The sequence below is a fragment of the Streptomyces manipurensis genome (assembly GCF_049570255.1).
Taxonomy (GTDB): Bacteria; Actinomycetota; Actinomycetes; order Streptomycetales; family Streptomycetaceae; genus Streptomyces; species Streptomyces manipurensis.
In genome coordinates this window covers 663,730-680,843 of the sequence record NZ_CP186950.1, presented here as the reverse complement: position 1 = coordinate 680,843, position 17,114 = coordinate 663,730, and the positions used below count along the sequence as shown (strand labels likewise).

Here is a 17,114-nt window from a genome sequence, read left to right as displayed (position 1 = left end):
ATCCCGGCCCGGCCCGGGAACGGCCGCCCCCGTCCCTGCGTCTCCGCCGGCAGGAGGGTTGCCGGACGGACCGGGAGGCCCGTACGACGGCTGGAGGGGCGGGGCTGTGCCGGAGCGCCGAGGGGTGGGAGCGGGGCTGGTGGCCCTCGCGGTGGGGCTGCCGCTGCTGGTGGCCGCGGTCGTCATGGCGGTGGTGTTCACCGGGACCGGCGCGGTGGGGCGCAGCCCCCTGCACCGGGCGGTCGACGGCTACCTCGAGGCGGTGGGAGGCGGCGGGCCCGCGCCGGACGCGGAACCGGGCGGCGGATGCCCCGGCGGCGCTCCAGATCCCGCCGACACCCTGCACGGCCTCGCCCCCCGCTTCGGGCACCGCATCGTCTCGTCCACCGAGAGCGGTGACGGCGCCGCCGTCAACGTGGACCTGACCCCGGCGGGCGGAGAGCCGGTCGCGGTGGTCCTGGAGCTGCGCCGGACGGGTGGCCGCTGGGACGTCTGCGCGGCCTCCACGGGCCGGCTGGAGATCGACCCGTTCTGAGTCCGGGGGTGCGGCCGGGAGCGGGCGGCCGCTCAGGATCCGGCGTCCCGCTCCAGGGAGCCCCGGACGAAGGCGGCCTGACCGGCGTGCTGGAGGTCGTCGGCGAGCACGCTGACCAGGCGCACCCCGAGGGTGACCGGCGGCTTCCAGCGCTCGTCGACCACCCGGTCGAGATCGGCGGCTCCGAGGCCCCGTACGAAGCGCAGGGTCGCCTCGTGCACCTCGTCGTAGTAGCCGAGCAGCAGCTCGCCGGAGTCCACCCGGACCGATCCGGCCTCCTCGGCCGTGTGCCCGTAGCCGGTGGCCCCGGCGGGCAGCGGGAGGGCGAACCGGTCGGCCCAGCCGCCGGTGAGCCACACCTGTTCCCGGTCGGCGGCGGCCGCGACGTGGTCGTCCTGGATGCGGGTCAGGTGCCAGACCAGCCAGGTGATCGAGTTCGCGGCGGGATCGGTGCGGGCGTTCAGGAGCGGCGCCGGGAGGTCCTCCACGGCCTCGTGCACGACCTCCCGGATACGACCGAACCCGTCTGCGATGACGTCCGTAGCCTTCATGCTCCCCACCATGCAAGGTGCGGCGGTCCGCCCGGCGCGAGCGACACGCGCCGGGCGGACCGCCGCACCGCGGCCGTTCGGGTCAGCGGGTGGCGCCGGCCTTCTCGGGGGCGGTGGCCCCGGTGGAGGTCCCGGCCTCCGCGAGCGTGCCGGCGGCCTGCGTCGCGGGCCGTGCCGGGGTGCCGGCCGGGGCGGCCGCGGGGGTGGAGCCGTGCCCGGCGCGCAGCCCGAACCAGCCGATCAGGCCGACCAGGGCGAAGGCCACGGCCCCGATCCCGAAGGTGAGGGTGAAGCCGGACTCGGCGGGCAGCGGGGGGACGCCCGCGGGCAGGTGCCCGATGGTCTTGGAGGCCAGGATTGTGGTCACGACGGCGCTGCCGATGGCGCTGCCCGTGGAACGGGAGATCGAGTTGATGCCGTTGGCGATGCCGCTCTGGTGGGGCGGGACACTGGACATGATCACGGCGGGCATGGCGGCGTACCCGAAGCTCACCGCGGCTCCGACCACCAGGCCGGATCCGATCACGGAGAAGGCGTTCCCGTGGTCGAGGACCAGCCAGCCGAAGCCGACCGCGCCGAGCACGGCGGCCAGGCCCAGGGCGGCGCGCGGGCCGCGGTGGCGCACGATCTGACCGCCGATGGGCGAGGCGAGCAGCGAGACGATGGCGCTGGGCAGCAGGAACTGCACGGAGGCGCGCAGGATCGACGCGTCGAAGCCGTAGCCGGTCAGCGCCTCGGGCATCTGGACCAGGTAGGAGACGCCCAGGAAGCTGGCGAACATCCCGAAGCCGACGAGCACGCCGGCCAGGTTCGCCATGAGGACCGGGCGGTGGACGAACATCTTCATGTCCACGAGGGGCTCGGCGACCTTCAGCTCGGTCACGACCCAGACGGCGGCCATGACGGCGGCGCCGGCGAAGCTGCCCAGCGTGCGACCGGAGGTCCAGCCCCACTCGTGGCCCTGGGAGATGCCGAGGAGCAGCAGCAGGAGGGCGGTGCCGAGGGTCAGGGCGCCCAGTACGTCGGTGCGTCCGCCCGTCTTGTGGCGGGTGGCGGGCACCAGGACGAGGACCGCGAGCAGGGCGAGAAGCGCGAGGCCGGTGGCCATCCAGAAGGCGTTGCGGTAGTCGGCGTCGGGGCCGGAGGTGAGCAGTCCCGTGGCCACCAGCGCGAGCCCGCTGCCGAACGCGAGCGTGCCGCTGACCAGGGCCATCGCGCCGGGCAGCTTCTGCGGGCGGACCTCTTCGCGCAGGACGGAGAGCGCCAGCGGGAAGATCGCGGTGGCGGCGCCCTGGAGCACCCGGCCCGCGATCAGCAGCGGCAGCGAGGAGGCCAGCGCCGTCAGCACCGAACCGGCCACCATCACGCCGAGCACGGCGACGAGGGTGGGCTTCTTGCCGTGCTGGTCGCCGAACCGGCCCAGGAGCGGGGTGAAGACGGCCGCCGACAGCAGGGTGGCGGTGGTCACCCAGCTCACCCCGGCGGTGGAGGCGCCGAGGTCCTCGCGGATCAGGCCGAGGATCGGGACCGGCAGGGTTTGCATCATCGACACGACCATGGCGGCGAGGCTCAGGGCGAAGACGACGACCGTCTCGTTCCCGGCCCCGGAGACCGGGGACGCGGGGGAGGGGGAGCTCATGACTGGGGGACCTTTTCCGTGTTCGGAGCGAAGAGCTTCGGAACCGTGATGTTTGATGTCATCAAGTAACTCGGCCGACGGTAGACGTGGATATTTCAGGGAGTCAAGTAAACAATTGATAATGTCAAGCATTCTGGGTAGGCTCCCGGCATGAGCGACACCGCCCCGCCCGCCCCCACCAAGCTCGAGCTGCTGGAACTGCTCGCCGCGATCGGCACCGCCCAGTGGCGCGAGTTCGCCGCCGCGGCCGCGCAGCACGGCCTCACCTCCACCCAGGCCCGCGTCCTCGCCCAGCTCGACGGACCGGTCCCCATGCGGGGGCTCGCGACCCTCCTGGTGTGCGACGCGTCCAACGTGACCGGCATCGTGGACCGGCTGGAGGCCCGGGGGCTGGTTCGCCGGGAGCCATCCCCCGCCGACCGCCGCGTCAAGAACGTCGTCGCCACCGACGCGGGCCGGCAGGTCATCCGCGTGGTCCGGGAGGAGATGCAGGCCATCCACGGCGCGCTGGACACCCTCGACGAGGACGAGAGTGCGACCCTCTACGCCCTGCTGGGCCGGCTGCGCCCCTCCTTGGAGAAGGGTGCCCGAGCGTGACCCTTCCCGGAACGGTGACCGTCCTGCACGCGGCGGAGCGGATCGCGGCCGTCTGGAAGAACGGCGGGGGAGTGACCCGCGAGATCGCCGCCGGGCCCGAGGGTGCGGGCATGGACGACTTCCGGTGGCGGGTCAGTCTCGCCGAGGTGGCCGCAGACGGTCCGTTCTCGGTGTTCCCCGGCGTGGACCGCACCCTGACCCTCGTCGAGGGGGAGGGGATGGATCTGCGCGTGGGGGAGGTGCGCCGGCTCGTCGACGAGCGGTTCGCGCCGCAGGACTTCGCCGGGGACGAGCCGACCGGCTGCCGGCTGCTCGGCGGCCCGGTGGTCAACCTCAACGTGATGCACCGGCGGGGCGTGGCGGCGGACACCGCCGTCGTCCGGGGACGGCTCGGCCTCGCCGCCGGACCGGGCGAGACCCTGCTCGTGGTCGCCCTGGACGGGCCCGCCGTCCTGGACCGCGCCGACGGCCCCCGCCACGAGCTGGGCCGCCACGACGCGGTGCTCGCGCAGGGCCCCTTCACCGGCCGGGTGCGGACCCCGGGCCGCGTGGCCGTGGTGCGCCTGGGCGCCTCTTAGGACCCCGCCCGGCGGATCGGGGCCGGGGCCCGCCCGGGTCAGGCCGACGCCCGCCGTACCAGTGCCGTGGTCGTGATCACCGCACCGGGCGGGGTGCGTCGACCGGCTCCGCCGCCCAGGGTTTCCATCAGCAGCCGGGCCATCGTGCGTCCCATGCCCTCTATGTCCTGCCGCACGGTCGTCAACGGCGGGTCGGCGCTCTCCGCCAGCGGTTGCGCGTCGTCGAAGCCCACCACGGCCACGTCCCCCGGCACGCTGCGGCCGCGTTCGCGCAGCACCCGCAGGGCGCCCGTCGCCATCAGGTCGTTGCCGGCGAAGACGCCGTCGATCGAGCCGTCGCGGTCCAGCAGTTCGCCCATCGCACGGGCCCCGCCCGCCGGGGTGAAGTCCCCCACGGCCACCAACTCGGCCTCCGTGGAAGGGAGTACGTCACGGTAGCCGCTCAACCGGTCCGCCGCCGAGGTCTGATCGAGCGGGCCGCAGATGTGCGCGATCCGCCGCCTGCCCTGTGCCAGCAGATGACGTACGGCGTCCCGCGCACCGCCCCGGTTGTCCGCGTCGACGTACGCCACACCCGCGTCCTCGCCGGGCCCGGCCGTCCAGCAGGGCCGGCCGCCGTAGACCGTCGGCATGCCGATGCGGCGGGTGATGGCCGGCAGCGGATCGTCCGTGTGCAGCGAGAACGCGAGCGCGCCGTCCACGTGGCCGCCCGCCAGGTAGCGCTCGATGCGGTCGTAGTCGCCCCGGTCCTCCACCAGCAGCAGCACGAGTTGGGTGTCGTGCGCGGTCAACTCCTTGCTGATGCCGCGGACCTGACGGGAGAAGAAGGGATCGGAGAAGATCCGGGCCTCGGGCTCGGCGATGATCACCGCCACGGCTCCGGTGCGCCGCGTGACGAGGGTGCGGGCCGCGTGGTTCGGGACATAGCCCAGGTCCCGGATCGCCGTGCGCACCCGCTCCACCAGATGCGCCCGGACCCCGTCACCGCCGTTGACGACACGGGACGCCGTGGCCCGCGAGACCCCCGCGTGCGCCGCGACGGCCTCCAGGGTGGGACGGCTGCCGGGACGCTGTTCGGGCACGGGAGTTCCTCCAGGGTGTCCACGGACGGTGACCTCGACCGACAGCAGCGTAACCGGTGGACGCACCGCGGCGCCGGGTCATCACGGCAGCGGACCGTGCCCGTCCGGAACCTCTTCCTGCGCCGCCGGCGGCCCGGGGGGTGTCCCGTCGCCGAAGGGCCTGCCGCCCAGCGCCGCCCGGCCGTGCGGTTCCAGCCAGCCGGACAGGTCCGGCCCGGCCGGGACCACACCCGTGGGATTGATGTCCTCGTGCACCAGGCAGTAGTGCCGCTTGATGTGTTCGAAGTCCACGGTGTCGCCGAAGCCGGGGGTCTGGAACAGGTCCCGCGCGTAGGCCCACAGGACCGGCATCTCGGTCGGCTTGCTCCGGTTGCACTTGAAGTGGCCGTGGTAGACGGCGTCGAGGCGCACCAGCGTGGTGAACAGCCGGACGTCGGCCTCGGTGAGGGTGTCGCCGACCGGGTATCGGGAGGCGCCGAGCCGCTCGGAGAGCAGGTCCAGCAGGCCGAACAGCCGCTCGTACGCGGCCTCGTACGCCTCCTGGGACCCCGCGAACCCTGCCCGGTACACGCCGTTGTTCACGTCCTCGTACACCGCCGAGTCGATCGCGTCGATCTCGGGGCGGAGCGCCGGGGGATACAGCGCCGGTGCCCCCTCGCGGTGGAAGGCCGTCCACTCCCGCGACATGTCGACCGTGATCTGCGCGAAGTCGTTGGTCACCACCGCGCCGGTCGGCACGTCCACGATCGCCGGCACCGTGATGCCGCCGGGGTAGCCGGGATCGCGTGCCAGGTACGCCTCGCGGAGCCGTTCGATGCCGAGTACGGGGTCGCGCCCGCCCGGATCCAGGGAGAAGTCCCAGCTGCGGTCGTCGTGGGTCGGGGCGGCGACCGCCGGCGGTGATCCGGTCCGTGAGGTACCGGCTGTCCCGGGTGTACTCCCGGCCGGGGCTGACGTACGTCACCGGAACGGAACCCTACGAATGGGACTGGCTGTAGTGCCGGGAGAACTCCTCGCGATAGCCCGGCTCGGCCGCGTACCGGCCCTCGTCGAAGTCCGGAGCGGCCTTGATCTGTTCCTTGGTCCGGCCCACGTGGACCGTCTCCCCGGCCGTGTCGATGCGCTCGATGACACCCGCGGGCAGCAGCACCCGCTTCCCGAAGATCCAGACGCCCGTGTCGACCACGATGTGGGCGGCGTCGACCCCGTCGGAGTGCTTGTCGATCTTCCCGATGTGCCCGTCGGAGGCCTCGACCCTGTAACCGACCAGGTCGAGGCCCGGCGCGTAGCCGGACGTCGGGGAGTGGCCCCAGATCTGTTCCTCGGACATCGCACATGCCTCTTTCCGTGTCGACGATCGCGTGCACCGGCCCTCGCGGCCGGGCGGGCTCGCCCGTACGGGACGCCTCGCCACAAAAGGGTCGCCCACACCCGCCCGTCCGGCTCGGCGGACCGGCCGCGCGGTCAGCCCAGGGCGGGCGAGTGCCGCGCTGCGGTCCGGTCCGGGGCCTCCCGCGTGAACAGCTGCACGGCGCAGGCGCTGCGCAGGGCCTCCAGCGTGCGCGCCTGCCGTTCCGCACGCCGGATCAGCTCGTCCAGCAGTGCCACGTCGAGCCGTGGATCCGTGCGGGCGAGGCTGCGCAGCGAACGCCAGCAGGCCGCCTTTCCCTCCACCCCCACCAGCATCGCCTCCAGCTCCATGACATCGCTCAACGGCGAGCGGGACAGCAGCCTCCCGTTGAACTTGAGCAGGCCCGCCCGCTCGGCGATCCGTCCGGCCACCGCCCGGGTGCGCAGCACCGGCACCCCGAGGGCGTCCATGAGGGCCCGCAGGCTCGCCCGGTCCTGCGCCACGTCCTCGGCGAGGGAGACCAGGGACGCCTCGAAGGGGCCGCCGCGGTGGGCGCGTGCGGCCCTGCGCAGGAGGGCCACCCCGGCGTTCGCACCCGTCAGGTGATCGTTGAGGTAGATGCCGAGGAAGGAGCCGGCCGGGCCCGTGGGCGGCCGGGGGCTGCGCTTCACGGGGTGTCGTTCCCTTCCCGGCGCACCGAGTGCTGCCGGCGGGGAGTCGGGGCGCGGTCGCCCTCCGGTGCCGTCCAGCGGGTCCGGGGGCCGCCGGGGCCCTCCGTGCCGGCGGGCCGGTCGAGCCGGCTCGCCTCGTCCGTGTCCGCGGCCCGGGTGGTCCCGGCCGGCCCTCGGGAGCCGTTGCCGCCGGGCTCGGGCTCGTGGTGGTGCGGGGCCCGGTGCCGGGCCTGCTCGTCGTCGCCGTGCAGCGGTACGCCGCCTGCGCCGCCCTGGTCGTCCATGACGGGTCCTCCCGGTTCGGTGGCCCCCCTCGGTCGGCGCGTGCCCGGTGGCCGGTACGGGAAACCTCCGCCCGGACCGGGCGGCCCGGCGGGGGCGCCGCTCAGGCGCGGGCCGTCGTCGCGGCCAGGGCGTCCACGACGTCGGTGAGCCGCCCGCGCAGGCCGTGGGAGGCGCGCTGCCGCGCGGCCCCGTCGCCCTCCGCCCGCAGCCGGTCGAGCAGCGCGTCCACGTACGGCAGGTCGCCCGCCGCGCACAGACCCGGCGCGGCCCGTTCGCGGAGCCGTTCGACGAGGTCCCACGCCGGCATCCGGGCTCCCCCGACCGGTTCGAGCCCCTCACCGCCGAGCCCGTGGACGGCGGCGAGCCGGTGCGCCTCGCGCAGCCGGCCGCACTCCAGGGTGGGCGCGGGCCTGCCCTCGCGGGCCTCCTCGCCCAGCACGGCCGCGAGGCCCCGGACGAGCACCGCCAGCAGGACGACGCCGTCCAGGCGGGCGTTCACGTCGGCGACGCGGATCTCCAGCGTCGGCACGTGCTCCGACGGCCGGGCGTACCAGTAGATCATCCGCCGGTCCAGCAGGGCCCCGCACCGCACCAGGTCGCCCGCGATCCGCTCGTACGCGGCCTCGTCCAGGACCGGGGCCGGACCGACCGTGGGCCAGTTCGCGTGCTGCACCGCCCGCCAGCTGGCGTGGCCGGTGTCCCGGCCGCGGTCGAAGGGGGAGTTCGCGGTCATCGCCTGGAGGGTGGGCAGCCAGGGCCGGATCCGGTTGGCGAGGTCCAGGGCCGCCGCCCGCGAGGTCACCCCGACGTGCACGTGGCACCCGCACACGACCTGGTCGTAGTCCCCGAAGGCGGAGGCGAAGCGCACGGCCATCCGCCGGTAGCGGTCGTCCGGTGTCAGGGTCAGCGGTCCCTCGGGCGGTATCACGGGTGTCCCGGACGCCACGAGCAGACAGTCCTCGCCCGCCGCCGCCCGGACCAGCCCGGCCCGCAGCCAGGCCAGTTCGGCCCGCAGGACGGCGGTGCTCGCCGTCGGGCTGGTGCACGTTTCCACCTGCGCCGTGAACAGCTCCGGCTGCACCAGGGGTCCGAGGGCGCGGGCGGCCGCCTCGATCACGCGCGGCGCACGGCCCACCGGCGCCCGCGTGCGGCGGTCGACCAGCAGGAACTCCTCCTCGACTCCCATGGTCAGCCGGGCCGCGGCCGGCGGATGCGCGTGGGCGGCCGGCGGGAGCGGATCGTGTGCGAGCCCGGGAGTCGCCGGGGACAGGACCAGTGCCATCGGGAGTCCTTTCGGCCGGGTGACGCCGACGGCCGGTCGGCGGGCCGGTGGGCCCGGGCCGGTGCCGGACGCTCCCCCCGAAGGGCGCTTACCCGCGGCGGAACCCCGTACGCCGAGGGCGCTCAGAGTTCCGGGATGAAGGGGAGGTAGTCCGTCTCCGGACCGGAGGGGATCACCGCGTAGCTGCTCTCGGGAAGTTCGTTCCACACACCGGGGAGGTCTCCCAAGGGCTCTGAGACCACGATACGCGTCTCGTCCGAGACCTCCCTGAGGTAGTCCAGCTCCGGGTAGAGGTCCCGTACGGTGTCGGCCCTGCTGCTGTAGAACAGCGAGCGGGACCGGCCCTGACTGGAGTAGCGGAAGGCCCAGACCGTCTCGCCGTCGCTGACCGCCACCGTCATCTGCAGTGGCTCGGCCACCCCGTGCTCCTTGCCGAGGCGCTCCACCAGCCCGGCCATCCTGGCCACGGCGCCCGGCGGATCCTGGTCCAGCCCGAAGGTCACCGCGAGGTAGAACATCACCTCCGAGTCGGTGGACCCCTCGATGTACGGGAAGAGCGCCGGGTCGACGGCCATGCACAGGTCGCGCTGGAGCCGCTGGAAGTCCCCCACGGCGCCGTTGTGCATCCACAGCCAGCGCCCGTGGCGGAAGGGGTGGCAGTTGGTCTGCTGGATCGCCGAGCCCGTGGAGGCCCGGACGTGCGCGAAGAAGAGGGGCGAGCGGACGTGCGCCGCGAGCTCCTGGAGGTTGCGGTTGTTCCAGGCGGGCCCGATGTCGCGGAAGACCGCCGGGGTGCCGTTGCCGTCGGCGCTGTACCAGCCGAGCCCGAAGCCGTCGCCGTTGGTCGACTCGACACCCATGCGCGAGCGCAGGCTCTGGTTGATCAAGGAGTGCTCCGGGCGGTAGAGCACGGTGTCGAGGAGGACGGGCGTACCCGAGTAGGCGAGCCAGCGACACATGCGCACCATCCCTTTCGCGGCCTGCTCCGAGCCTAACCCGGGCCGCCGCGGGAGCGCGCGTACCGCCGGCGGCGTGCCATCCTCGACCTATGAAGGGCGACGCCGTGCCGCCCGACGAGGGCGCCCCTCCCCAGGTGCTCGCGTTGGCCAAGGTCGTGGCCAGGCTCCGCGCGGAGATCGCCGACCTGGAGGGTGTCGCCACGACCACCGCCGTCGTCGAGCGGGCCAAGGGAGTGGTGATGGCCCGGACGGGCCTGTCCGCCGACGCCGCCCACGAGCTGCTCACCGAGCGGGGCACCCGCGGCGGCCGGACCCTCCTGGAGGAGTGCTGGCTCGTCCTCGGCCAGGTCGGACCCGGCCCGGGGGCCGTCGTCCTCCAGGGCCTGCCGTCCTCCCCGCTCGGCCTGGAGGACGTCGAGCATCCCGAGCCCGCCGCCCGGTACGCCGCAGGACAGCGCCCCGTGCTGACCCGGCTCGCCGAGGGCCTGGCCGAGGCGGGCGGCGCCGGCGACGTGGCGGAGCTGCTGCGGGCGGTGCTCGGCGGACCGGCGGGCGTGGACGGGGTGATGATCTACAGCCGCAACCCCGCGGGCAGCCTGGACCTGGCCGGCCACGCCGGCGTCGGGGAGACCCTGGCCGAGCGGTGGCGCCACGTCCCGCCGCTCGGCGGGATCGCCGCCTTCGAGGCCCTCGCCTCCGGGCACCCGGTGTGGCTGGAGGAACCGGACCTCGACGCCCGCCGCTACCTCCTGATCGGCGACCCCCCGGAGCGCTGGCCCTCGCGGGCCTGGCTGCCCGCGCCGGCCCACGGACCGGCACGGGTCGCCGTGGGCTTCCTGCGGACCACGCCGGACCGGTTCGACGCGGACACCCGGACCCTGCTGGGCCGGGCGGTGCGGCTGTGCGGGGCGCTGCTGCGCACCGCCGGCGAGCCCGAGGGCGCGGCCCCCGGAGCCGACGCCGACGCCGTCGAATCCGTCCAGCGGATCCTGGACGTGCTCTCCGGACCCGCCGTCCTGCTCACCCCGCTGCGCTCGCGGAGCGGGGAGATCGAGGACTACCGGATCGACGCGGCGGCACCCGGATCGGTCGACGTCGTCGGGCGCAGGGGCAAGGAACTCGTCGGCCGCAGGGTCCTGGAGACCTACCCCACCGTGTCGGGCGGCGCGCTGTGGCAGGGGTACGCCGACACGCTGGCCACCGGAGCCGTGTACGAGGGGGAGCCCTTCACGTACCAGGAGGTGGGAGCCGGTTTCCCGCAGGAGTCGGTGTACTCGGTCCGGGCCACCCGCCTGGACGGGCGCCTGGTGGTCTCCTGGATCCGCCACGACACCAGCGAGCGGGAGGTCCGCCGGCTCGCCGACATGCAGCGCCTGGGCAATCTCGGCTGGGCCGTGTGGAACCTGACGGAGGACACCGTCGTCTGGTCCGACCAGGTGTACACGATCTTCGGCCGGGATCCGGCCGCGGGACCGATCGGGCTGGAGGAACTGCCCCGGCACGTGCTCGCCGAGGACCGGGCGAGGCTGGGCGAGGCCCTGCACCGGCTGCTGGGCGGCGGGCAGCGGGCCGCGGACCAGCCCTTCCGGATCACCACCGCACAGGGCGTGCGGCACCTGCGGATCGTCGTGGAGGCCCGGGTGGACGCCGAGGGCACCCCCGTCGAAGTGCACGGCTTCTTCCAGGACCTCAGCGCGCTGCGCGACGCCGAACTGGCGCTGCGCGAGAGCGAGCGCGCCGTCCTCGTCCAGCGCGGCATGCTCCAGGCCGAGCACGCCCTCGCCGCCCGGCTCCAGGACACCCTCCTGCCGGTCCCCGAACAGTCCGTCGAGCTGGCCGGGCTGTGCGTGGACGTGGCCTACGTGACCTCCGACAGCGGGGTGAACGTCGGCGGCGACTGGTACAGCGCCATCGAGCTGCCCGACGGGTGCGGACTGTTCGTCGTCGGCGACGTGGCCGGCCACGGGCTGGCCGCCGTCGGGACCATGGCCCAGCTGCGGTTCACCGCGAAGGGCATGACCATCACCGGATCCCCCCTGACCGCCGTGCTGCGGCGGCTGAACCACCTGCTGCTCCACTCCGGTCCGGGCCCCTCCGCGACCGCGACCATGGTGATGGCCCGGTACCACCCGGAGGACCACAGCCTGGCGTGGGCCCGGGCCGGCCATCTGCCGCCGCTGCTGATCCGCGAGGACCGGGCGACCTTCCTCCCGCAGCCCGAGGGCGCCCTGCTGGGCGCGGCGTTCGACTCCGTCTACGGGCAGGCCTCCGTGGACCTCCGGCCCGGCGACGACCTGCTGCTCTACACCGACGGGCTCGTGGAGGAGCCGGGCGAGGAGCTCGGCGCCGGACTGGACCGGCTCGCCGACACCGCCCGCGGGCTGCTGCGGGAGGGCTACGGCGAAACCCTCGCCCGGACCCTCGCGGCCCTGCGCGTGGGCAACAGGGACGACATCTGCGTCCTGCACCTCCACGTCCCGGACGGCTGACCGCCGGGGGAGCCCGTCAGCGAGCGGCGCCGACCGCGTCCCGGGGGGCGGAGCCGGCCGCGGGGTCCGCGCCGTCGGGGTCGTGCGGACCGGTGCGGTGGCGCGGCCGGCCGTCGGGCCGGCGTCCGCCCAGGTCCTTCAGGCGCATGGCGGGGCGCTCCACGCAGTGCCAGGAGACCACCGCCAGCAGGAACGCGACCGTGAGGCTCAGGGCGAGATAGGGCAGCAGCCCCCAGCGCGTGAATCCGAAGACGGCGAGTGCCTGCTCCACCACGAAACCGTAGATGTAGACGCCGTACGAATAGTCGTTGCGCGCGCCGATCCTGCGGAACGGAGCAGGCAGGCGGATCGCCAGCCACACCAGGAAATAGGCGAAGGCCGGGATGCCGACCACGAAGAGGTATCCGAAGCGCGCACTGGCCAGCAGCGTCACCAGGGAAAGGAATCCGAGCACGTCACTGACGGGAATGCGCTCCCGGTACAGCTCGATGACGGTGCCCAGGACGAAGGCGAACGTGAGGTAGAGGGCGAACGCGGGATGCGTGTGGCCCAGCAGCGGGATCTCCACCAGCCGGGAGTACGAGGAGTCGAAGGGGCCCGCCCAGAAGGGCTCGGTCGCCGCCTCGCGGACGAGGAGCAGGGCGAGCACGAGCGCGATCAGGAGCACGGCCCGCCGTGCGCGTGCGAGGACGCCGGTCACGGCCAGCAACGCCACACCCAGGTAGCAGAGCACCTCGTAGTGGAGCGACCAGAGCGCGCCGTTGATCCCGGGGTCGTGCGCGATGCCGTTCTGCGTGGCATCGGTGACCACGCTGGAGACGTCGGCCTGGCGGATCCGGATCGCGCTGTTCGAGAGGAGGTAGTCGACCGGGCCGCCGTCGCGCCGCGCGAACCCGTCGAGGCTTCCGTGCAGTTTCCAGTACATGAGCGGAGCGATGACGAGCGCCGTCACGAAGAGGCAGGCCCACAGTCCCGGCAGGAGGCGCAGTGCGCGGTGCCACAGGAACCGTCCCAGCCCCAGGCGCATTCCGCTGCGGGTGACGAGGATTCCCGAGAGGACGAAAAATCCGTAGACCGACCATTTACCGAAGTCGACCTGCCCCTGGGTGAATCCGTGGCCGAATTCGGGTTCTCCGAAACCCAGGATGCGGGAATGGGAGACGATCACGGCTGCCGCGAGGACGAGCCGGATGACATTCATGCTGTTGTTCCGCCCGGTCAACAGCTCGGCGACGGTGCCGTGAGACCAACGGACCTTCCGCCACGTCGTGCGGCTCTCCACGAAAACGCCCGCCCCTGTTCTGATGTGCTGCGCAAAGTTCGGCAGGGTGCGAAGCCTCGGGCTCACCCCAAAAGCCCGACTGTATGATGAACGGATCTTCCGCGGCAACCTGGGGTCCCGTGGGACCCCAGGCAGCCGGTGCTCCTCAGGTGTTCAGCAGGCGGTTGAAGAACGAGCGGTACTGCTGCAGCGACACCCGGAGGTCCTCCGTCGCGACCTGTTCACCGCGGCCCCACTGCGCCTCCAGCCCCTGCTTGCGGGTGGAGAAGGTGCCGGCCAGCGCCTGCATGACCTCGGCCACCAGGGTGTCCGCGGACCGTACGGCCTCCTGCGGGTCGTCGACGAACCGGCCCTGGATCTCGCTCCACGTCCTGCGGTACTCCTCCGTCTCCTTGGTGCCGAGCAGCGGCTCGTGGTCGGCCGCGCCCGGTCCGGCCGGGGCGTCCTGCCGGGTGCTCCCGTCCGCCGCCGAGCCGGCCGGGGGCTCCCCGTCGAGGTCGGTCGTGGCCTCGCCGGGGTAGACGGCGGCCGCCGCGCGCCCGCCCTCGCGGTCCGGGCCGGTGCCCGGGAGCCCTTCGGCCCCGCGCTCCCGGTCCGGCTCGACCGCCGGGTCGGCTGCGCCGGCCGTGCCCGAGTTCATGATGTCTTCCGTGGTGGGGCCGGGACCGTCGGTGTCCCGGACCGGCGGACTTCCGTGCGTACGCATGTCACCTGCTCCTCTGGTCCGTCAGCAGTTCCTCGAACAGGGCGCGGTAGTGCACCATCGCCCCGCGCAGCTCCTCCGTCGTCGCTCCTCCGTCACCGCTGCGCACCTTGACGTCGTGCGCGGCGCGGTAGTGGTCCAGCGTGCGTCCGTGCTCGACGGACAGGTGGCGGAGCCGGTCCTCGTACCCCTCGGTGGGGTAGCCGCGCTCGCCCATGAGCCGGGAGACCAGCTCGTCCGCCTCCGCCACGGAGCTTGCCGGGCGGTCCACGAAGTGTTCCTGGACGCCGCTCCACGCGTCGGCGTACTGACGCCGGCGCTCGGCGGGGAGTTCCTTCAGATCGAGTTCGTCGTGTCGCTGTTCGCGTGCCCGCAGGTCCCGCTCCGCGGCCCGCGTGCCGCCCTCTTCCTGCACGGTGCGCTCGTACTCCGGGCCGAAGCGCTTGCGCAGGTGCCGTCGTCGGGCTGACGTCCACAGTGCCGCGACGATCGCGATCACGACGATCGCCGCGATGACGATTCCCACGACGAGTGTGGTGGTGGACATGTCCGGCCTCCGTTCCGGGGCCCTCGTGAGTGTGTGGTGTGCTCACGCGGCTGCCCGGGTTGCGGGGGACCAAACCCGGGGCGCGGCCGGGCGCGCCGGTCCGCGTCGGCCGCGCCCCGGCCGGTCAGTGCCCGAAGTCGAACCAGTTGACGTTCACGAAGTCCGCCGGCTGGCCGCTGGTGAAGGTCAGGTACACGTCGTGGGTCCCGGTGACCGCCGAGATGTTCGCCGGCACCGTGCGCCAGCTCTGCCAGCCGCCGGTGCCGGAGAGGGAGAAGCTGCCGATCGGGGGCGCGGTGCGGCTGTCCAGCCGGACCTCGACGAGCCCGCCGACCCCGTCCGCGGCTCCGCTCGCCACCCGGCCGTGGAACTGCCGGGCGGGCGTGGAGCCGAAGTCCACCCCCTTGAAGAGCGCCCAGTCGCCGTTGGCGAGCGAGGCCAGGTTCTGGCCGCCTCCCGTGTCGGTGGTGGACTCCCGGGCCGTGCCGCCCTGGTCGTCGTACGACTCGGCCTGGATGGCGGCGTACGCGTCGCGGTTGCCGGCCGGCGGAGTGGTGGGCGGTGTGGTCGGGGGAGTCGTGCCGCCGGTGGAGCGTACGGACACGTAGTCGACGAGCATGGGGTGCCCGGGCACGGTGCCCGCGTCCGGTCCGCCGCCGAAGGCGTCGGGGAAGCCGCCGCCCATGGCCACGTTCAGGATGACGAAGTAGCCGTGGTTCGTGGCGTCGGCCCAGGTCGCCGCGGGCACCTGGTCGGCGCGGACGGTGTGGTAGGTGAACCCGTCCACCGAGAAGCGCAGCTGCTCGACCGCGGTCGACCGGTCCCACTCGACGGCGTACGTGTGGAAGCCGGCCTGGCAGGTCGCGCCGGGGCAGACGCGCTGGCCGCCGATGCCGGTGGTCTCGTTGCAGGGGCCGCCCGGGCTCGTGCCGCAGTGCATCGTCGCCCAGACGGTGTTGATGCCCTGGACGTTCTCCATGATGTCGATCTCGCCGATGCCGGGCCAGTTCCACCAGTTCCCCCGGTAGGGGGCGCCGAGCATCCAGAAGGCGGGCCAGTAGCCCTTGGCGGCGGGGCCCGTCACGTTCGGCATCTGGATGCGGGCCTCGGTGCGGAGCGTGCCGCCGGCCGGGGGCCGGAAGTCGGAGCGGCGGGTCTCGACGCGCCCCGAGGTCCAGTTGCCCGCCGCGTCCCGCCTGGGCGTGATGCGCAGGTTGCCCGCCCCGTCGAGGGAGACGTTGGAGGGGTCGGCGGTCATCGTCTCTATCTCGCCGGTCCCGAAGTTGGCGGGCCCGCCCGGGTAGCTGGTCCCCGTCGTGTACTGCCAGTCGGCCGTGTTCACCCCCGACCCGGCGGCGCCGTCGAAGTCGTCCAGGAACACCTGGGTCCAGCCGGTCGGTGCGGGGGGCGCCGCGGCGTCGGCGGTGCGGGTGACCCCCGCGGTGGCGGCGGCGACGAGCGCCGCCGTGCCGAGGGCGGCCACCAGGGCCCGCCGGACGGTGGTGCGTTTCCTGCCGGGTGTCTCGCTCATGGGTGCCCTCTCTGGTGCGCGCGGTGAGGCGCGGTGCGGGGGGAAGAGCCGGGTCCACCGTTCTGAGAGCGCTCTCAGAACGGCGCCGCTGGACACTGTGCTCCGCGGCCCCGCGGCCGTCAAGGGTTGGAACCGTGAAAGGGCTCCGGGCGATGGGGAGTTCAAGGAGTGAACGCGGGCGGTGCGGGTCTCCGTCCGCCCTGCCGCCTGCGGCGGCGGACGGAGACCGCGCTGCTCACCCGAACGGACCAGGCCGCCGTGTTCCGGCGGGGCGGGTTTCAGCGGGGCGGTCCGATGACCTCTTCGGCGCCCGGCAGGTCGTGCACGGACGCGGCCTTCCCGGTCAGCGGCAGCAACCCGGACAGCGGACACGCCCCGGGCATCTCATGGTCCACCTCCCACTGCCCGAGCTTGTTCCCGCCGGTGCGGTCGACGGTGCAGACGGCGTAGAGCCGGCCGGCGCAGCCCCGGCACAGCAGGGGGCCCTGGTGCTTCACGGGGCACCTGCCAGGGGGTCGCGGCCCGAACTCCGCGCGGAGCGCGGCCCGGTGGGCACCCCGGGGCCGTCGTGCCCCGGAGTGCCGGGTCCGCCGGGCGCTTGTAGCGTCGGTCGCGTCAGGAGTCGTCGGGATCCGAAAGGATTCCGCAGGCCGGTCCGCGCGGGCGGAACACCGTCCGTCCGCGCGCCGAGCCACCCGTGTGCCGCCCGCGTCGGGGCAGACCCGGTCAGCCCCTCGCGACGCGACAGGGCGCACGCGCAGCCCCCGTGAGAGAGGCCGTGCCGATGTCGAACGATGTCCCGATAGCGAGCCTGCTGCGTGTGGAGAGGGGCGTCGCCGCCCCCGAGGAACTGGCCGCGATCGCGGTCGTCGTCGCGTGTCACGCGCACCGCACCTCCCTCGACCGGGACCAGGACCGGGCGCGGGGCGGGGCGCGCGGCGGACCGGACGGATCCGGCGGCCGGCGCCGCACCGTCCGGTCGGCCGCCGGCTGCTGGGCGGGCTGCTGGACCTGCCGCTGAACCCCGTCCGC

General features: G+C 73.9%; 18 protein-coding genes and 1 pseudogene. 5 read left to right on the top strand and 14 right to left on the bottom strand.

All coding sequences use genetic code 11. The features are described from left to right. Window positions 1-106 precede the first annotated feature (106 nt). Window positions 107-535 carry a hypothetical protein gene (locus tag ACPU2J_RS03310; protein ID WP_420081807.1) on the top strand — a complete coding sequence of 143 codons (429 nt, stop codon included), beginning with the start codon at window positions 107-109 and terminating at the stop codon, window positions 533-535. Between the two features lie 32 nt (window positions 536-567). On the opposite strand, the gene ACPU2J_RS03305 is transcribed toward ACPU2J_RS03310, so the two are convergent. Both ACPU2J_RS03305 and ACPU2J_RS03300 read right to left on the bottom strand, forming a co-directional pair. Beyond that, window positions 568-1,086, bottom strand: a complete 519-nt coding sequence (locus tag ACPU2J_RS03305) for a mycothiol transferase (protein WP_420081808.1) — start codon at window positions 1,084-1,086, stop codon at window positions 568-570. Between the two features lie 82 nt (window positions 1,087-1,168). After that, entirely contained in the window at window positions 1,169-2,725 is a 1,557-nt protein-coding gene (locus ACPU2J_RS03300; RefSeq protein WP_423832700.1) for an MFS transporter, read from the bottom strand. Window positions 2,726-2,875: 150 nt separating this feature from the next. Here ACPU2J_RS03300 and ACPU2J_RS03295 point away from each other — a divergent pair, with 150 nt between their 5' ends. Next, entirely contained in the window at window positions 2,876-3,322 is a 447-nt protein-coding gene (locus tag ACPU2J_RS03295; RefSeq protein ID WP_423832699.1) for a MarR family winged helix-turn-helix transcriptional regulator, read from the top strand. Next, window positions 3,319-3,900: a HutD/Ves family protein gene (locus ACPU2J_RS03290; RefSeq protein WP_420081811.1), complete on the top strand. Its 582-nt coding sequence runs from the start codon at window positions 3,319-3,321 to the stop codon at window positions 3,898-3,900. The genes ACPU2J_RS03295 and ACPU2J_RS03290 overlap by 4 nt, the downstream gene beginning before the upstream one ends. A gap of 38 nt (window positions 3,901-3,938) precedes the next feature. On the opposite strand, the gene ACPU2J_RS03285 is transcribed toward ACPU2J_RS03290, so the two are convergent. The 7 genes and pseudogenes from ACPU2J_RS03285 to ACPU2J_RS03255 all read right to left on the bottom strand — a co-directional run bounded on the left by ACPU2J_RS03285 (window position 3,939) and on the right by ACPU2J_RS03255 (window position 9,530). Next, complete coding sequence (locus ACPU2J_RS03285; protein WP_391344351.1) at window positions 3,939-4,982, bottom strand: LacI family DNA-binding transcriptional regulator; 1,044 nt, start codon at window positions 4,980-4,982, stop codon at window positions 3,939-3,941. Between the two features lie 81 nt (window positions 4,983-5,063). After that, a pseudogene (locus ACPU2J_RS03280) lies at window positions 5,064-5,876 on the bottom strand (glutathione S-transferase C-terminal domain-containing protein); the annotation flags it as partial. 82 nt (window positions 5,877-5,958) lie between these two features. Continuing rightward, the gene (locus ACPU2J_RS03275; protein WP_420081812.1) at window positions 5,959-6,312 is read right to left on the bottom strand and encodes a PRC-barrel domain containing protein; all 354 of its coding nucleotides are present in this window, start codon (window positions 6,310-6,312) and stop codon (window positions 5,959-5,961) included. A gap of 134 nt (window positions 6,313-6,446) precedes the next feature. After that, window positions 6,447-7,004, bottom strand: a complete 558-nt coding sequence (locus ACPU2J_RS03270) for a hypothetical protein (protein ID WP_420081813.1) — start codon at window positions 7,002-7,004, stop codon at window positions 6,447-6,449. After that, window positions 7,001-7,288, bottom strand: coding sequence for a hypothetical protein (locus ACPU2J_RS03265; RefSeq protein ID WP_420081814.1), 288 nt, complete (start codon window positions 7,286-7,288; stop codon window positions 7,001-7,003). Before ACPU2J_RS03265 ends, ACPU2J_RS03270 begins: the two co-directional genes overlap by 4 nt. A 101-nt stretch (window positions 7,289-7,389) precedes the next feature. Then, window positions 7,390-8,571 (bottom strand): carboxylate-amine ligase, encoded by a 1,182-nt coding sequence (locus ACPU2J_RS03260; RefSeq protein ID WP_420081815.1) that lies wholly within the window; start codon window positions 8,569-8,571, stop codon window positions 7,390-7,392. A 122-nt stretch (window positions 8,572-8,693) separates the two neighbouring features. Next, window positions 8,694-9,530, bottom strand: coding sequence for a class II glutamine amidotransferase (locus ACPU2J_RS03255; RefSeq protein ID WP_361602709.1), 837 nt, complete (start codon window positions 9,528-9,530; stop codon window positions 8,694-8,696). Between the two features lie 89 nt (window positions 9,531-9,619). On the opposite strand from ACPU2J_RS03255, the gene ACPU2J_RS03250 reads away from it, so the two are divergent. Then, window positions 9,620-12,019 carry a SpoIIE family protein phosphatase gene (locus tag ACPU2J_RS03250; RefSeq protein ID WP_420081816.1) on the top strand — a complete coding sequence of 800 codons (2,400 nt, stop codon included), beginning with the start codon at window positions 9,620-9,622 and terminating at the stop codon, window positions 12,017-12,019. A gap of 16 nt (window positions 12,020-12,035) precedes the next feature. Here ACPU2J_RS03250 and ACPU2J_RS03245 read toward each other — a convergent pair whose 3' ends face one another. The 5 genes from ACPU2J_RS03245 to ACPU2J_RS03225 form a co-directional block, all read right to left on the bottom strand. After that, window positions 12,036-13,220 (bottom strand): acyltransferase family protein, encoded by a 1,185-nt coding sequence (locus ACPU2J_RS03245; RefSeq protein WP_423832698.1) that lies wholly within the window; start codon window positions 13,218-13,220, stop codon window positions 12,036-12,038. A 226-nt stretch (window positions 13,221-13,446) separates the two neighbouring features. Then, a complete protein-coding gene (locus tag ACPU2J_RS03240) occupies window positions 13,447-14,007 on the bottom strand; it encodes a hypothetical protein (protein ID WP_420081818.1) in 561 nt (186 codons plus the stop codon). Between the two features lies 1 nt (window position 14,008). Continuing rightward, entirely contained in the window at window positions 14,009-14,551 is a 543-nt protein-coding gene (locus tag ACPU2J_RS03235) for a hypothetical protein (protein WP_420081819.1), read from the bottom strand. Window positions 14,552-14,675: 124 nt separating this feature from the next. Then, window positions 14,676-16,082 carry a glycoside hydrolase family 16 protein gene (locus tag ACPU2J_RS03230; protein WP_423832697.1) on the bottom strand — a complete coding sequence of 469 codons (1,407 nt, stop codon included), beginning with the start codon at window positions 16,080-16,082 and terminating at the stop codon, window positions 14,676-14,678. Between the two features lie 278 nt (window positions 16,083-16,360). Then, the gene (locus ACPU2J_RS03225) at window positions 16,361-16,579 is read right to left on the bottom strand and encodes a hypothetical protein (RefSeq protein ID WP_361602691.1); all 219 of its coding nucleotides are present in this window, start codon (window positions 16,577-16,579) and stop codon (window positions 16,361-16,363) included. A 287-nt stretch (window positions 16,580-16,866) separates the two neighbouring features. Here ACPU2J_RS03225 and ACPU2J_RS03220 point away from each other — a divergent pair, with 287 nt between their 5' ends. After that, window positions 16,867-17,103 carry an acyl-CoA carboxylase epsilon subunit gene (locus tag ACPU2J_RS03220; RefSeq protein ID WP_361602688.1) on the top strand — a complete coding sequence of 79 codons (237 nt, stop codon included), beginning with the start codon at window positions 16,867-16,869 and terminating at the stop codon, window positions 17,101-17,103. The last annotated feature ends 11 nt before the right edge of the window (window positions 17,104-17,114 follow it).

Excerpts from the sequence above, each read along its gene's own strand:
- ACPU2J_RS03305 (WP_420081808.1), bottom strand. The coding sequence starts at position 1,086 with ATGAAGGCTACGGACGTCATCGCAGACGGGTTCGGTCGTATCCGGGAG.
- ACPU2J_RS03300 (WP_423832700.1), bottom strand. The coding sequence starts at position 2,725 with ATGAGCTCCCCCTCCCCCGCGTCCCCGGTCTCCGGGGCCGGGAACGAG.
- ACPU2J_RS03295 (WP_423832699.1), top strand. The coding sequence starts at position 2,876 with ATGAGCGACACCGCCCCGCCCGCCCCCACCAAGCTCGAGCTGCTGGAA.
- ACPU2J_RS03275 (WP_420081812.1), bottom strand. The coding sequence starts at position 6,312 with ATGTCCGAGGAACAGATCTGGGGCCACTCCCCGACGTCCGGCTACGCG.
- ACPU2J_RS03265 (WP_420081814.1), bottom strand. The coding sequence starts at position 7,288 with ATGGACGACCAGGGCGGCGCAGGCGGCGTACCGCTGCACGGCGACGAC.
- ACPU2J_RS03260 (WP_420081815.1), bottom strand. The coding sequence starts at position 8,571 with ATGGCACTGGTCCTGTCCCCGGCGACTCCCGGGCTCGCACACGATCCG.
- ACPU2J_RS03255 (WP_361602709.1), bottom strand. The coding sequence starts at position 9,530 with ATGTGTCGCTGGCTCGCCTACTCGGGTACGCCCGTCCTCCTCGACACC.
- ACPU2J_RS03250 (WP_420081816.1), top strand. The coding sequence starts at position 9,620 with ATGAAGGGCGACGCCGTGCCGCCCGACGAGGGCGCCCCTCCCCAGGTG.
- ACPU2J_RS03245 (WP_423832698.1), bottom strand. The coding sequence starts at position 13,220 with ATGAATGTCATCCGGCTCGTCCTCGCGGCAGCCGTGATCGTCTCCCAT.
- ACPU2J_RS03240 (WP_420081818.1), bottom strand. The coding sequence starts at position 14,007 with ATGCGTACGCACGGAAGTCCGCCGGTCCGGGACACCGACGGTCCCGGC.
- ACPU2J_RS03235 (WP_420081819.1), bottom strand. The coding sequence starts at position 14,551 with ATGTCCACCACCACACTCGTCGTGGGAATCGTCATCGCGGCGATCGTC.
- ACPU2J_RS03230 (WP_423832697.1), bottom strand. The coding sequence starts at position 16,082 with ATGAGCGAGACACCCGGCAGGAAACGCACCACCGTCCGGCGGGCCCTG.
- ACPU2J_RS03220 (WP_361602688.1), top strand. The coding sequence starts at position 16,867 with ATGTCGAACGATGTCCCGATAGCGAGCCTGCTGCGTGTGGAGAGGGGC.